General features: G+C 32.8%; 13 protein-coding genes, 1 riboswitch and 1 other annotated feature. All 13 genes read right to left on the bottom strand.

The genetic code is table 11. From position 1 onward, the window contains the following. Positions 1-121 precede the first annotated feature (121 nt). Positions 122-709 carry a ribosome biogenesis GTP-binding protein YihA/YsxC gene (yihA, locus tag ACSUE0_RS03380; protein WP_017724699.1) on the bottom strand — a complete coding sequence of 196 codons (588 nt, stop codon included), beginning with the start codon at positions 707-709 and terminating at the stop codon, positions 122-124. Between the two features lie 277 nt (positions 710-986). After that, complete coding sequence (gene clpX, locus ACSUE0_RS03375; protein ID WP_119613588.1) at positions 987-2249, bottom strand: ATP-dependent Clp protease ATP-binding subunit ClpX; 1263 nt, start codon at positions 2247-2249, stop codon at positions 987-989. Between the two features lie 185 nt (positions 2250-2434). Beyond that, positions 2435-3745, bottom strand: coding sequence for a trigger factor (tig, locus tag ACSUE0_RS03370; RefSeq protein ID WP_119613589.1), 1311 nt, complete (start codon positions 3743-3745; stop codon positions 2435-2437). Positions 3746-3912: 167 nt separating this feature from the next. Next, positions 3913-4836 (bottom strand): hypothetical protein, encoded by a 924-nt coding sequence (locus ACSUE0_RS03365; RefSeq protein WP_119613590.1) that lies wholly within the window; start codon positions 4834-4836, stop codon positions 3913-3915. A 12-nt stretch (positions 4837-4848) separates the two neighbouring features. Next, complete coding sequence (locus tag ACSUE0_RS03360) at positions 4849-5460, bottom strand: NUDIX domain-containing protein (protein WP_119613591.1); 612 nt, start codon at positions 5458-5460, stop codon at positions 4849-4851. A 210-nt stretch (positions 5461-5670) separates the two neighbouring features. Beyond that, a complete protein-coding gene (gene rplT, locus ACSUE0_RS03355; protein ID WP_017724704.1) occupies positions 5671-6027 on the bottom strand; it encodes a 50S ribosomal protein L20 in 357 nt (118 codons plus the stop codon). 62 nt (positions 6028-6089) lie between these two features. Further along, positions 6090-6290 carry a 50S ribosomal protein L35 gene (gene rpmI / locus ACSUE0_RS03350; protein WP_002507378.1) on the bottom strand — a complete coding sequence of 67 codons (201 nt, stop codon included), beginning with the start codon at positions 6288-6290 and terminating at the stop codon, positions 6090-6092. Positions 6291-6319: 29 nt separating this feature from the next. Then, on the bottom strand, positions 6320-6847 hold the full coding sequence (infC, locus tag ACSUE0_RS03345) for a translation initiation factor IF-3 (RefSeq protein WP_039069398.1): 528 nt from the start codon (positions 6845-6847) through the stop codon (positions 6320-6322). A 23-nt stretch (positions 6848-6870) separates the two neighbouring features. Continuing rightward, positions 6871-6999, bottom strand: a sequence feature (ribosomal protein L20 leader region). A 60-nt stretch (positions 7000-7059) separates the two neighbouring features. Next, entirely contained in the window at positions 7060-8550 is a 1491-nt protein-coding gene (locus tag ACSUE0_RS03340) for an amino acid permease (RefSeq protein WP_119613592.1), read from the bottom strand. 215 nt (positions 8551-8765) lie between these two features. Further along, positions 8766-8940: riboswitch (Lysine riboswitch) on the bottom strand. Positions 8941-9000: 60 nt separating this feature from the next. Further along, on the bottom strand, positions 9001-10938 hold the full coding sequence (gene thrS, locus ACSUE0_RS03335) for a threonine--tRNA ligase (protein WP_436956090.1): 1938 nt from the start codon (positions 10936-10938) through the stop codon (positions 9001-9003). A 350-nt stretch (positions 10939-11288) separates the two neighbouring features. Then, complete coding sequence (gene dnaI, locus ACSUE0_RS03330) at positions 11289-12212, bottom strand: primosomal protein DnaI (RefSeq protein ID WP_436956088.1); 924 nt, start codon at positions 12210-12212, stop codon at positions 11289-11291. Next, a complete protein-coding gene (locus ACSUE0_RS03325) occupies positions 12213-13595 on the bottom strand; it encodes a replication initiation and membrane attachment family protein (protein ID WP_436956086.1) in 1383 nt (460 codons plus the stop codon). It abuts the gene before it with no gap. Next, positions 13596-14066, bottom strand: coding sequence for a transcriptional regulator NrdR (gene nrdR / locus ACSUE0_RS03320; RefSeq protein WP_017724710.1), 471 nt, complete (start codon positions 14064-14066; stop codon positions 13596-13598). It lies immediately after the preceding gene. Positions 14067-14334: the final 268 nt, after the last annotated feature.

The raw sequence follows: 14334 nt of genomic DNA, 5'->3' as shown, positions 1-14334 counted from the left end.
CTTGAGTTAAGTAACTTGCACCAGTAAATTAGAAGAATTATAATTTACATTCATATTGTTGTCATAATTAAACTCAAATACAACTCATCCTTAATAGTTTTAATAACTTTTTTATTAGTTACTAAAGATATTTAGCAATAATATTCCAAATCTGTTGTTGATTATTATTTTTGATTGAAGAATAGCTTATAATTTCATCTTCAGGTTCCATTTCTAATTTTTGTTGTACATTAGCTAAATGTTTTTGCACTTTACCTTTAGCAATCTTATCTTCTTTTGTAGCTACGACAAAGGTTGGAATCTCATAATATTTTAAATAATTATACATTAAGATATCGTCTTCAGTCGGATTATGTCTTAAGTCTACAAGTTGTATAACTAGTTTTAATTCTTCTCTTTGTGAGATATATTTTTCTATCATTATTCCAAAAGCTTCACGTTGCTTTTTACTTACTTTTGCATACCCATAACCAGGCACGTCTACAAATACAAGTTGGTTGTCTATATTATAAAAATTCAGTGTTTGAGTTTTACCTGGTTGTTGTGACGTACGCGCCATATTTTTTCTGCCAATCATACTATTTATAAATGTTGATTTTCCCACATTAGATCTACCACTTAAGCCAACTTCACTTAATCCAGTTTCTGGATATTGTTCTGGCTTCACAGCACTTATTAATAATTCTATTTCGTTAGGATTAATTTTCATTATCGACCCTCTTTTCTTCTAAATTCACTTGTTAATTATATTACACAAAGTCTAATATGAATATGTATTTTTTAAATATCGTATTATTTTCATAAAAAATGAGGCCTGACATCATAAACGTGTCGGCCTCAAATATGATATTGACAATAATAAACAAGTTTGAAAAAGTATTTATTTAAACTCAATTCAACGTTTGTTTCTTATGCCAAGTTTGCATTATAAAATGAATACTTTTAAAAAGTATATACTATAAATACTTTCTTACTTTATAGATAAATTACGCAGAAGTTTGTTCCTTGTTTACAAGGTTACCTTCTTTATCGTATAGTTCAGGATCTTTTTCTTCAGTTATTGTTTGGTCAGTAATGACAACTTTTACAACACCATCTGTAGATGGTACATCATACATAATGTCAATTAAAGCTTCTTCAATAATTGAACGTAATCCACGTGCACCTGTTTTACGTTCTATTGCTTTGTTACTAATTGCAGATAACGCTTCGTCTGTAAACACTAACTCAACATCATCCAATTCAAGCATTTTAGTATATTGTTTTACCAATGCATTTTTAGGTTGCGTTAAGATATTTTTTAACGCATCAACGTCTAACGTTTCAAGATTAGCTACGATTGGCACACGACCAATAAATTCAGGAATTAAACCATATGATTGTAAATCTTCTGGTCTAATTTGTTCAAGAATAGCATCTTCATCGTATTTAGAAGCTTCACTACTTGAGAAACCAATAACTTTTTCGCCTAATCTACGCTTGATAACTTCGTCTATTCCGTCAAATGCACCACCAAGTACAAACAAGATATTTGTAGTATCGATTTGTATTAACTCTTGGTTTGGATGTTTACGTCCACCTTGTGGCGGAACACTTGCAGTTGTACCTTCTAAAATTTTAAGCAAGGCTTGTTGTACACCTTCACCAGAAACATCACGGGTAATTGATGTATTTTCTGATTTTCTTGCAATTTTATCAATTTCATCGACGTAAATAATACCTTTTTCAGCTTTATCTACATCAAAATCTGCTGCTTGTATTAAACGGAGTAAAATGTTTTCAACATCATCACCGACATAACCAGCTTCAGTTAAACTAGTAGCATCTGCAATCGCAAATGGAACATTTAATGTTTTAGCTAATGTTTGTGCTAAAAGTGTTTTACCACTACCAGTTGGACCAATTAATGCTACGTTACTTTTTTGTAGTTCAACTTCATCCTCATTTGGACCTAACTGTTGAACACGCTTATAGTGATTATAAACTGCAACAGCTAATGATTTCTTAGCTTTTTCTTGTCCAATTACATAATCATTTAATTTGTCCATAATTTCTTTAGGTGTTGGCAATTCAGTTAAACCTTCAGGTTCTACTTGAGCTAATTCTTCTTCAACAATTTCTGAGCATAGCTCAATACATTCATTACAAATATACACGCCACTTCCTGCAACCAATTTTTTTACTTGGTCTTGATCTTTGCCACAGAAAGAGCATTTTAAATTTTCTTCATCTTCATTGAATTTGAACATTCTATTTACACCCCTATTCCCTAAAGACTATACTAGATAGTATTTTAATATGCAACTTGCACCTTTCACAAGTTATTTGCACAAAATAGTGTAGCAGATACATCTTTGAATGCATCTGCTACTAGTTTACTATATTAAACGACTAACATATAATTCACAAAATAATTTGCTTACTCTATATTTAGTTACGCTTCTGAGTCATCTTTAGATGGTTCTACTAATTTAGCTTCATCAACTAATAAGTCAATCACTTTTTGGATACGTACATCGTTTTTAACAATGTCAGTATTACCAAGTGTTTGTTTAATATCTTCAACAGAGATATTAAATTGTCCACTCATTTTTTCTAATTCTTTGTCGATGTCATCATCAGATACTTCAACTTCTTCAGCATCTGCGATAGCAGTCAATGTTAAGTTTGTTTTAACACGTTCTTCTGCATCATCTTTCATTTGCTCTCTTAATTGTGACTCATCTTGGCCAGAAATTTGGAAATAAGTTTCTAGATTAAGACCTTGTTGTTGCATACGTTGACCAAATTCTTGAACCATACGGTCTAACTCAGTGTTAATCATTGCTTCTGGAACATCAATTGTAGCATTATTTGCTGCTTTGTTAATTGCTTCTTCTTTTTGATTGTTTTCAGCGTCAGTTTCTTTTTGTTCAGTTAGACGTTTGCGTAAGTTTTCTTTGAATTCGTCAACAGTGTTTGCTTCTGCGTCTAATTCGTTAGCAATTTCGTCTGTTAATTCTGGAACATCTTTGAATTTAATTTCATTTACTTTAGTTTTGAAAGTAGCTTCTTTTCCAGCTAATTCCTCAGCGTGGTATTCTTCTGGGAAAGTAACGTTAACGTCTTTCTCTTCACCAGTTTTAACGCCTACTAATTGCTCTTCAAATCCAGGAATAAATGAACCTGATCCAATTTCAAGATCATAGCCTTCAGCTTGTCCACCTTCAAATTGTTCGCCGTCAACATAGCCGTCGAAATCGATATTAACAGTGTCGCCATTTTCAATAGCGCCTTCTTCTTTAACTACCATTTCAGCTAAATGTCCTAATTGATGATCGATTGATTCTTGTAATTCTTCATCAGTTAGTTCAACGTTTTGTTTTTCAATTTCTAAACCTTTGTAATCACCTAATTGTACTTCTGGTTCTACAACGACATTTGCTTCAAATGTCATTTCGCTACCTTTTTCAATAGATGTTACATTAATTTCTGGTTGATCAACTGGTTTTATGCCAGTTTCATCTATAGCTTCACCATAAGCTTCTGGTAATAAGATATCAACTGCATCTTGATATAATGCTTCTACACCAAAGCGTTGTTCAAAGATTGGACGAGGTACTTTCCCTTTACGGAAGCCCGGTACGTTTATTTGTTTAACCACTTTTTTGAAAGCTTGATCAATTGCTTTGTCTACTTTTTCTGCTGGAACTGTAACGGTTAAAACACCTTCGTTACCTTCCTTTTTTTCCCAAGTTGCTGTCATGTATAAAAACCTCCATGATTATCCTATTTTATTTTTTCAACTTCATTATTATAGCACACGTCTATGCTCTACACAAACACTCTGTTTATAACATGTGATTTAAAATGTAAACTTGAAAATTTTTATTATAGCTACTTTCTTCCATTACCCGAAAATCAAATGATTAATTATTCTACACTATCAATGTTAGTTATGAATTTCACAACCTCATTTGACATATCTAAACTTTCTAAACCTAGCATAGATTTAAAATAATTTACGTATGCTTCAATCCATACTGGTTCTAATGCTATGCGTTCTAATTCTAATGGATAAAATAAAATCGCATGATTATTCATTAAGCGAAATGCCTCTTCAATCATTTGTGGCGCACTATCTTCAATTTGGTCAATTACTTTCGGTATTAAATTTGTTTTAAACACTGTATGTTCTAAACCAGATAATTTGGCTGGAACAACTTCTATATTAAATCCAAATTTTTGAATTTGAATGGTCTGATTGTAACCACCAAAACGTAAATATTCAAGCATTATACTTACCACATTAGGTGGTAAAGTCATTTCATTGATAATATTGACAATCGTTTCTTGATATCTAAATTGACTATGGTCAATTAACGTTAATATAGTATTGATTTGTTCTCTAAGAGAGATAACGTCAAAATTTTGCAACATATGTGTAGCATGTTCGTTATGTTTATCGATTTGGCTTAATGCATATTCTTTAATTGGAAACAATTCCATACGTGTTCTGTGATCATGGACTTCATCAATAATTTGATTAATAACTTCCACTACTTCAAAATACTGCCCTAGACCATTCAAACTTTTAATATAATACATCATCAAATCATCATACTTAGTTGTTCCTTGTTTTAATAAAATAATAGCTTCTTCACGTAGTTCAAGAAAATGCCCCATCTTATATAACATTGAACATTTTAACAAAGACAGTTGTTCATCTAGTTCAAATTGTTCTTCAAAGTCTTCAAATAAGTCATAAGTATGCTCAAAATTGTTATCATTAAATGATTGCTTAATTTCTCTCACTAATTTATCTTTTGAACGTGGAAAAGGAATGATATCAGACATCTTCAGACACCCCTATTTTATAGCTTGTAATATTAAAGCGCTCCATGTTTCAAACTCATCATAATCTTCAATTTTACTTTGGTCTACCCATTTTATACGCAGTGTGTCGGTTTCCATAGCTTCTACGTCATTACTGTTTACATGAATTTTGAACACTACACCTAGATGGACTTCACCGACTTCATTCGTATCATCATTGATAAAACCTATGTAAGCTAAATTCTGAGACTTACTTTCTGATAAGCCTACTTCTTCTTCTAATTCTCTTTGCGCATTAACTCTCAATACTTCATTAATTGACTCGGCACCTTTAACATCATTCATATGACCACCTACACCAATAGATGATTGGCCGTGCAAACGAGATTCCCCTCCACCAGATAAACGTTCATATACTAATAACTCATCGTTTTCATTTTCCAATATACAATAAGAAATTAACTGCTTGTATGCCGGGTCTTCTTCCATATCTCCACGACGTTTAACTTCAAATTTAGAAAGTGTGTCAAAAATTTCTTGCCCTTTAACAGTATTTTTATCTAAGAAACCATTGAATTTATTTTTTTCATCATTAAATAAAATATTTCTCGGAACTACTGTAATCATTTCATCGAATTTAGACATTAGTTTCTCCTCCATTTATGACTTCTAAGCTATTTTATCAAATGATGGTTATTTATCAAAATGATAATTCGTATCTTAAAATGCAACCAGATAAATTTATTGGCGCTTATATCACATATTTAAAACTGTTTATTAACTAAAAATAAGGAGTGCGACAGAAATCTATTTTTTATAATAGTATTTCTGTCGCACTCCCTCTATAATTAGATACTATTTTAAAGCATCTTTAGCTTTAGTTACTAACTCAGCGAAAGCTTTTTCGTCTGAAATAGCAATTTCTGAAAGCATTTTACGGTTAATGTCGATTTCAGCTTTTTTCAAACCGTTCATAAGTCTTGAATAACTCATGTCGTGTTGACGAGCTGCTGCGTTGATACGTGTAATCCATAATTTACGGAAATCACGCTTTCTTTGGCGACGGTCACGGAATGCATATTGACCTGATTTCATAACTTGTTGTTTTGCAACTTTATATAATGTACGTTTTGAACCGAAGTAACCTTTAGCTAATTTAATCGTCTTTTTACGACGCGCTCTTGTTACTGTTCCACCTTTAACTCGTGGCATAATAAATTCCTCCTCTAAATATGTTCAATCTTTCAAATTGATACGTTATGACATTTTAGTCATTATTTTTTATAAGCTAATAATTGTTTTACGCGTTTCATATCTGATTTAGATACTAATGAAGCTTTACGTAATTTACGTTTTTGTTTAGTTGTTTTGTTAGCAAACATATGAGATGTGAAAGCTCTAGAACGTTTTAATTTACCTGAACCAGTTCTTTTAACACGTTTAGCTGCTCCACGGTGTGTTTTCATTTTAGGCATGATTCATTTCCTCCTGTAATATCTTATTATTATTTTTCATTGATTGGACTTAATGTAATAAACATTTGGCGTCCATCCATTTTGGGTCTTTGTTCAACTGTAGCGATATCTTTACATTCATCTGCAAATTTTTCTAAAACACGTTGACCAATTTCTTTATGCGTAATCGCACGACCTCTGAAACGAATTGAAACTTTACATTTGTCGCCTTTTTCTAAGAATTTACGTCCATTCTTCAACTTAGTTTGGAAATCATGTTCCTCAATAGTTGGGCTTAAACGTATTTCTTTAAGGTTAATTGTTTTTTGTTTTTTCTTCATTTCTTTTTCTTTTTTCTGTTGTTCAAATTTATATTTACCATAATCCATAATTCTAGCAACAGGTGGTTTAGCATTCGGAGCCATGATAACTACGTCTAAACCTACTCTATCTGCCATTTCTAGAGCTTCTGTCTTAGTTTTTACACCAATTTGTTCTCCGTCTTGACCGATTAAGCGTAATTCTTTTGCACGAATCTTTTCGTTAACTTGAGTCTGATCTTTTGCTATGGTTGACACCTCCAAGATTTTTACGAAATTATCCCAAGCAAAAAGAGCGAGTATATAATATACCCGCTCTTCTCTACGCATGACTACATCATGCATATATAAGACCTGCCAACAGCTTTTGCGTCGCAACAGGTGAGAAGCGGGAGCTTCTACTTGGTTCGTTTCGTATTCAACGTTACCTATCATAACAACAATAATGACATTAGTCAACTGTTTTTTTACTATTTATTAATTTCATCCATATCAACATCTTGACGTAAATCCACTTGTTCTAGCGGAACGATTTTCGTTCTGTATCTCAATTTATGATAAATGAAAAATGCTAAAAATACAGGTATGCCCATATAAGTTATAACGAATCTATTTAGATTGAAATCACCCGTTTTTATAAAGTCTACGTCTTGCCCTATTATAACAAGTACGCAGAGTACACCTGCAAATATTGGACCAAACGGGAATAACTTAGCTTTGTATTTTAATTTTGATTTATCATAATTTTGTTTATCAAACGCTTTTCTAAATCTATAATGGCTAACTGCAATACCAACCCATGCAATAAATCCAGTCATACCACTAGCAGCAACAATATATTCATAAGCGTCACCGCTTAAATGTTGTAATACAAATATGCCTATTACAATAAGTGCTGTGACAAATAATGATACATAAGGCACACCATATTTGTTTGTTTTACCAAATACAGGATATGCTAATTTATCTTTACTCATTGAATACAACATACGCGTTGATGCGTACATACCTGAGTTACCCGCAGACAGAACTGAAGTCAATATTACAGCATTCATAAATGATGCCGCAAATGCCAATCCTGCATTTTGGAATACAAGTGTAAATGGAGATGTTGAAATATCATCGCCTCCACCCATTAATGCTGCACTGTCATAAGGAATTAACATACCAATAACAAAAATTGCCATAATATAGAAAATCAATATTCTCCAAAATACTTGTTTAATTGCTTTTGGTACAGCACGTTCTGGATTTTCTGATTCACCTGCAGTTATACCAATCAATTCAGTTCCTTGGAAGGAGAATCCAGCAACTAAGAATACACCTAAGATAGTTAATAAGCTACCACCCAGTCCATCACCAAGTATTGGTCCGCCACCCTTAGTAAAGGTATCAAAACCAACAAATTCTCCACCCATAATACCTAAGATTGTTAGTAAACCAATTCCTATAAATATGATAACCGTAACTACTTTAATTAATGCAAACCAGTATTCACTTTCACCATATACGCGAACAGATAATGCATTAAGACCAAAAATAATTAATAAGAATAGACAACTCCAAGCCCAAGCTGGCATCCCAGTTAAAGGTGTCCAATATTGTATAACTTGCGCTGCAATTGTAACATCTGCCGCAACCGTGATAACCCAGTTGAACCAATAATTCCAACCTAATGCAAATCCTAATGAAGGATCAACAAAACGTGTGGCATAAGTACTAAATGATCCCGATACTGGTAAATATGTCGCCATCTCTCCTAATGACGTCATAAGGAAGAAGACCATCGCCCCAATAATTGCATAAGCTAACAATGCACCTAAGGCTCCGGCATCGTGAATCGCTCCACCCGAAGTCATAAATAGTCCTGTTCCAATACATCCACCAATCGCAATCATGGAAATATGACGATCTTTTAATCCTCTTTGAACTCCATTGCTTTGATTTTCTTGTTTTGCCATAGAAGCGTCCTTTCTTTAAACTTAGAGGCTAACTTACTATTATGATTAAAGAATACAATTTTTAATATGAAAAACCTAAACGCAGCGCTAAATATTTGCTCAACTACATTTACTACAATTTTCACTCTATCCCGTAAAAGTATTATTTTAATCACTCAACCAAAACAAAATGGTTGCATACCTATTAGATATGCAACCATTTTAATAATAGCATTTATATAGGTAGCACATCACATATGTGACAGTCCAGTCTCTTTCGATAACTGTCCCAACTGATAATGTGTAAATGGTCAATACCAGTTTCGGCATTTTTACCTTTCATGAATTCAACATACGCCCCATACAGCTTCTGAATACTTACTCTTTAAAAATGCAACCTCTAACTCAAATTTAATTTTATATTTAACTCACTAACCTGTAATATACATGATTTCTACATTACTTTCAAGACTATCTTTGCTTTTTCAATCTAATCTCATCGACCAAGTTCCAAATAAACTCGTCTTTCTCTATAGTTTCTTGATCTTGTGAGCCATATTTTCTCACATTAACTTCACTATTTTCTACCTCTTTATCACCTACGACAAGTTGGTATGGGATTTTTTGCATTTGTGCTTCTCTAATTTTATAACCCATTTTTTCATTTCTGTCATCAATTTCAACTCGAACACCTTGTGACTTAAGCTCATCTTGAATAAGTCTCGCATAATCATAATGTAAATCTACATTTACAGGAATGATTTCTACTTGTTTAGGTGCTAACCAAGTTGGGAAAGCTCCTTTTGTTTCTTCAGTTAAAAACGCAACAAAACGTTCCATAGTTGAAACAACACCACGATGAATAACAACTGGTCTATGTTGTTCTCCATCATTACCAATATAAGTTAAATCAAATTTTTGTGGTAATAAGAAATCAAGTTGCGCTGTAGACAATGTTTCTTCTTTACCCATTGCAGTTTGCACTTGTACATCTAGTTTTGGACCATAGAATGCCGCTTCACCAATGGCCTCTTCATAATCTAAGCCTAATTCATCAACCGCTTCCTTCAACATGCTCTCTGCTCTATTCCACATCTCATCGTCATCAAAGTATTTCTCTTTGTCTTCTGGGTCTCTATAACTTAGTCTGAAGCTATAGTTTTCAAAGTTAAAGTCTTTATATACATCAATAATTAGATTAACAACACGTTTAAATTCTTCTTTAATTTGATCTGGACGAACGAAGATATGTGCATCATTTAAAGTCATACCACGTACACGTTGTAAACCTGACACAGCTCCACTTGCCTCATAACGATGCATTGTGCCTAATTCAGCAATTCTAATTGGCAATTCACGATATGAATGTGGTTTATTAGCGTAGATCATCATATGGTGTGGACAATTCATTGGTCTAAGCACCATTTCTTCATGCTCATCAAGTTTCATTGTAGGGAACATATCCTCTTGATAATGATCCCAGTGACCAGATGTTTTATATAAATCAACATTAGCCATAACTGGTGTGTAAACATGATCGTAACCCATGCTTACTTCTTTGTCTACGATGTAACGTTCAATTTCTCGACGGATTGTTGCACCATTTGGTAACCAAAGTGGTAAACCAGCGCCTACTAATGGATTGTTTGAGAATAGCTCTAATTCCTTACCAATTTTACGATGATCACGTTCTTTTCTTTCTTCGAGCATTTGTAAGTGTGCTTTCAAGTCCTTTTTATCGAAAAATGCTGTACCATAAATACGTTGCAACATTTTGTTGTTACTATCACCACGCCAATAAGCTCCAGCTGTCGATAATAGTTTAAATTCTTTGATTTTTGAGGTTGAAGGTACATGCACGCCACGACATAAATCTGTAAATTCACCTTGAGTGTATAATGTGACATTCTCATCTTCAGGGATGGCATTTATAAGTTCTAATTTATAAGGGTCTTCTGAGAAAAATGCTTTAGCTTCATTACGAGAAACAACCTTACGTTCAATTTGATAATTCTCATTAACAATCTGCTTCATTGTCTTTTCAATTTTCTCAAAATCATCCGAAGAAAGACTCTCTTCCATATCAAAGTCATAATAAAAACCACCTTCAATTACGGGACCAACACCAAAGTTCACATTTCCATATAAACGTTTTAACGCTTGCGCCATAAGATGGGCCGTTGAATGTCGTAACACTTCCAAAGCTTCATCTGTACCAGGCGTAACGATTTCTATATCGCCATCTTCTTCAATTGGTCTAGTTAAATCAATTAATTGACCATTCAACTTTCCAGCTACGGCTTTTTTTCTTAATCCTGGACTTATTGATTGTGCTATATCTTCTGTTGTTGTGCCTTTATCAAACACTTTCGTATTACCATCTGGAAATTTTATATTAATTTGGTCCATTTAACATTCCTCCTATTTATTCAAGCACTTAAATCAAAGCGAAATACAATTTATCAATAATTGCAGAGAAAATAAAAAGACCCCATCCCTAAAAAAGGGACGAGGTCTTCGTGGTACCACCCTAAATTAAAGCTTTTCTGCATTTTACAAAATAGCTTCTCTCTACGTAAGATAACGGTCTTGAGCCGGATGTTCATTACAACATCACTGACGAAGGAGTAATCAATAAATATACTTACCATATCTCAACATCTAATGGCTCTCTGTGAAGTAGTGAAATATCAATCGTATCTTCGTTTAATTTCGTTTGATTTAGATTTAATTTAATTATACAACATTTATTTTAGATTTCAATCGTTCCTATAATTTTTTCCTTCTAAATAATAAGGTGTCGCCAAAGTTTTGATACGTTCCATGATTCGAGCCGCTTTAGTCTTTTCAGTACCATCCCGTGTTACAGAAAGATGATACTCTAATTCTTCAAAGCTTAGGTTAGAACTAAAAAATGTTGGTAATTCCTGTACCATTCTGTAATGTAATAGCGGTCCTATTACTTCATCTCTAGCCCATGGTGTAATTTCTTCAGCACCGATATCATCTAACATTAAAATATTCGCTTCTCGTACTCTGGATAATTTTGTTTCAAAACTTCCATCCTTAAAACCGCCTTTAAGTGAACGAATAAATTCAGGTAAATAGACAATAGTAGAAGGAATTTTTTCGGTTTTTAACTGATTTGCAATTGCACCTAAAATAAATGACTTCCCTGTCCCAAATGGGCCGTGCAAGTATAATCCTTTAACTTGAGGATTGTGCTTCGTGATTTTATCGCAAATTTTGTTTGCTGCCATTGCAACATCTAATCTATCTCTTCTATCCATGTAAATATCTTCAAGTTTAGCGTCTAAAGTATCACGTTGCATATGGTGCGAAGTAATTAGATGAGAGTTAAACCTTTCTTCATCATACTTTATCTTACACGGGCATGGTAAATAACGAATTTTGATATGGTTACTTTCAATATATAGTTCTGGAACATGACCTTTTACAAAGTTGGGACAATCCTTATAAGCATGTCCATCATAGTGTTTCACTTGGTCTTTGTATTCTTGTAAAATATTTAAGTCTTCATCTATCATGGCATTTGTCAATTCTGATTGATGCTCATTTAAAAAGCGTTTAACATCAGAATCATTAATCACATCTTTTTTTATTTTTTCTATGCGTTTTGATAAATCATCTGACTCCCCCATGATATTATTAAAAGATTTCATTTATTCGTCCTCCTTCCATCTATTTTTTAATTGATTTAAAAATTGCTCTCTGTCATTTTTTAACTTCTCATCTTCTTCGTCGTTATGCTGTTGGTTATCTTTTTCTGGTTTCTCATCTCGCTCTTCTAACCATTTCGGTGTCATTTCCCTAGAAGCTAATTGTTTTTGTTTATATCTATTTTTGGTAGGATAAGATTCTTTTTTAGGTTGGTTAACTTTCATTGCATATTCATATGCCTGTTCAGCCGTTTTAATACCTTTTTTCTTCCAATTTGATGCTATTTCAAAAATATAAGTTTTAGGTAATTTCATATCTTCCTTCAACATAACAAATTGCAATAGAATATTAATAACACCAAAAGATAAGTTTTCACGTTCAATCAATTCTTCAATCATGAATTTTTGCTGTGTAGTAGGTTCTGATTCTGACCACGATGCTAACATATCAATCGGGCTTGTTTGCTCCAATTGTACCAACCAATTATCAGATTGACTTGACGTTTCTTCAGAAGTAGTTACTTGTGAAGAAAGGACATTATCTTTTTCTGATTTAACTTGTAAATTGGGTAACTGTTGTTCATGTTCCATTAAATAATAAGTACGTGCGTGTTTTCTTAATTCTTCAAAAGATAATTCTTGAGCACTGGTTATCGATTTTAAAATAATACGCTTCATCGATTCAGGCGTCAAACCATATAATGTTGCAATTTGTGTTATTAACGCTTTAGCATCATTCGTAACTATTTTTGAACTAATAAAATGATTTTGTAACAAATCATATAATGTTTCAAAGTCAAAGTGAACGCGTGTAAGGTCTAAACCTTCATACGACTTATCATCTTGGATGTATGCTGTATCTTGCGCTAATGCTTTATTAGGAATTTTAAAAACATCAGTAAATGTGCGTGTTATATCTTGATAACTACTTAAGTCTAAAGAAGTTTTAGTTTCAAAGTGACGTTTTAATTGTTGGTAACGTTGTTTACTCACCTCACTATATAGATAAACTGATAGCATAGGATCACTGAAAAACTGTTTCGCAGTAGGTGGTTGATTAAGAACATAAACAAATGAGGAATGCTGCTCGTTATGATTTACATAAGATTTTACCAATCCAATACCTTCTAACAAATCCATTTCTTTTCTGAATTCTAATAGATTAATTTTCAACTCACTCATAATAATATAGTGCGTCAACACAGCATCTACTTCGTGGTCAACAAATTGGTTTAAATAATGATATAGTCCTGTCGCATTAGCGCCTATCATCGGTGTGAACAATCTGTTCAAGATTTCTAAATGATTATTATTTAAATAAAATTCACGCACGATAGTAAAATTATCATGTGGTCTCAATCCATAATCATATGATTGTAACCCCATTTACGAATCACTCCGTTTATTATTTACTAATATACCTTGCATTGATTGTAATAATTGATCTACATCTTTGAATTCTTTATAAACAGAAGCAAATCGTACATAGGACACTTGATCTACATGCATAAGTAAATTCATCACATGCTCTCCTATTTCTCTAGAAGAAATTTCTGCGTGTCCCTCATCTCGCAACTTCCATTCTACGTTATTAGTAATATCTTCTAATTGTTGGTAACGAACTGGTCTCTTTTCACAAGAACGTACTAAACCATTTAATATTTTTTCACGCGAAAATTGCTCCCGTGTTCCATCTTTTTTCACCACGATAAGTGGTCTTTTCTCTATATGTTCAAAGGTTGTGAATCTTGTTTCACAATTTTCACATTCTCTTCTACGACGAATCGCATTAACTTCATCTGCATGTCTAGAGTCTACAACACGAGAATGAGTCGAATTACATTTCGGGCATTTCATCGAATTATCACCCTCTCATTTATGATTATCTTCTATTATACTATAAATATGCATGTCACAAAAGAATCGCTATTACACAATTTAGCATATATGAATTAATGCTAAATTATTTTAAACTAACTCTTACACATTTTTTCTGATGACAACTCTTACTATAAAAGGATACTCTCATTACACCAAATATTTGAATATATCTAGCTTCTTATTCATCGATGTGTTAATAACATTAATAAAACTCCTTCTAAATTAGTATGCTTAAATGCAAACT

The sequence above is a fragment of the Staphylococcus sp. AS1337 genome, from assembly GCF_051408735.1.
Taxonomy (GTDB): Bacteria; Bacillota; Bacilli; order Staphylococcales; family Staphylococcaceae; genus Staphylococcus; species Staphylococcus xylosus_B.
The sequence above is the reverse complement of the archived record's forward strand: the minus strand, read 5'-3'. Positions and strand labels throughout refer to the sequence as shown.

Bases quoted from the DNA above. Each gene is read 5' to 3' on its own strand.
- yihA (WP_017724699.1), bottom strand. From the start codon at position 709: ATGAAAATTAATCCTAACGAAATAGAATTATTAATAAGTGCTGTGAAG.
- clpX (WP_119613588.1), bottom strand. From the start codon at position 2,249: ATGTTCAAATTCAATGAAGATGAAGAAAATTTAAAATGCTCTTTCTGT.
- tig (WP_119613589.1), bottom strand. From the start codon at position 3,745: ATGACAGCAACTTGGGAAAAAAAGGAAGGTAACGAAGGTGTTTTAACC.
- ACSUE0_RS03365 (WP_119613590.1), bottom strand. From the start codon at position 4,836: ATGTCTGATATCATTCCTTTTCCACGTTCAAAAGATAAATTAGTGAGA.
- ACSUE0_RS03360 (WP_119613591.1), bottom strand. From the start codon at position 5,460: ATGTCTAAATTCGATGAAATGATTACAGTAGTTCCGAGAAATATTTTA.
- rplT (WP_017724704.1), bottom strand. From the start codon at position 6,027: ATGCCACGAGTTAAAGGTGGAACAGTAACAAGAGCGCGTCGTAAAAAG.
- rpmI (WP_002507378.1), bottom strand. From the start codon at position 6,290: ATGCCTAAAATGAAAACACACCGTGGAGCAGCTAAACGTGTTAAAAGA.
- ACSUE0_RS03340 (WP_119613592.1), bottom strand. From the start codon at position 8,550: ATGGCAAAACAAGAAAATCAAAGCAATGGAGTTCAAAGAGGATTAAAA.
- thrS (WP_436956090.1), bottom strand. From the start codon at position 10,938: ATGGACCAAATTAATATAAAATTTCCAGATGGTAATACGAAAGTGTTT.
- dnaI (WP_436956088.1), bottom strand. From the start codon at position 12,212: ATGAAATCTTTTAATAATATCATGGGGGAGTCAGATGATTTATCAAAA.
- ACSUE0_RS03325 (WP_436956086.1), bottom strand. From the start codon at position 13,595: ATGGGGTTACAATCATATGATTATGGATTGAGACCACATGATAATTTT.
- nrdR (WP_017724710.1), bottom strand. From the start codon at position 14,066: ATGAAATGCCCGAAATGTAATTCGACTCATTCTCGTGTTGTAGACTCT.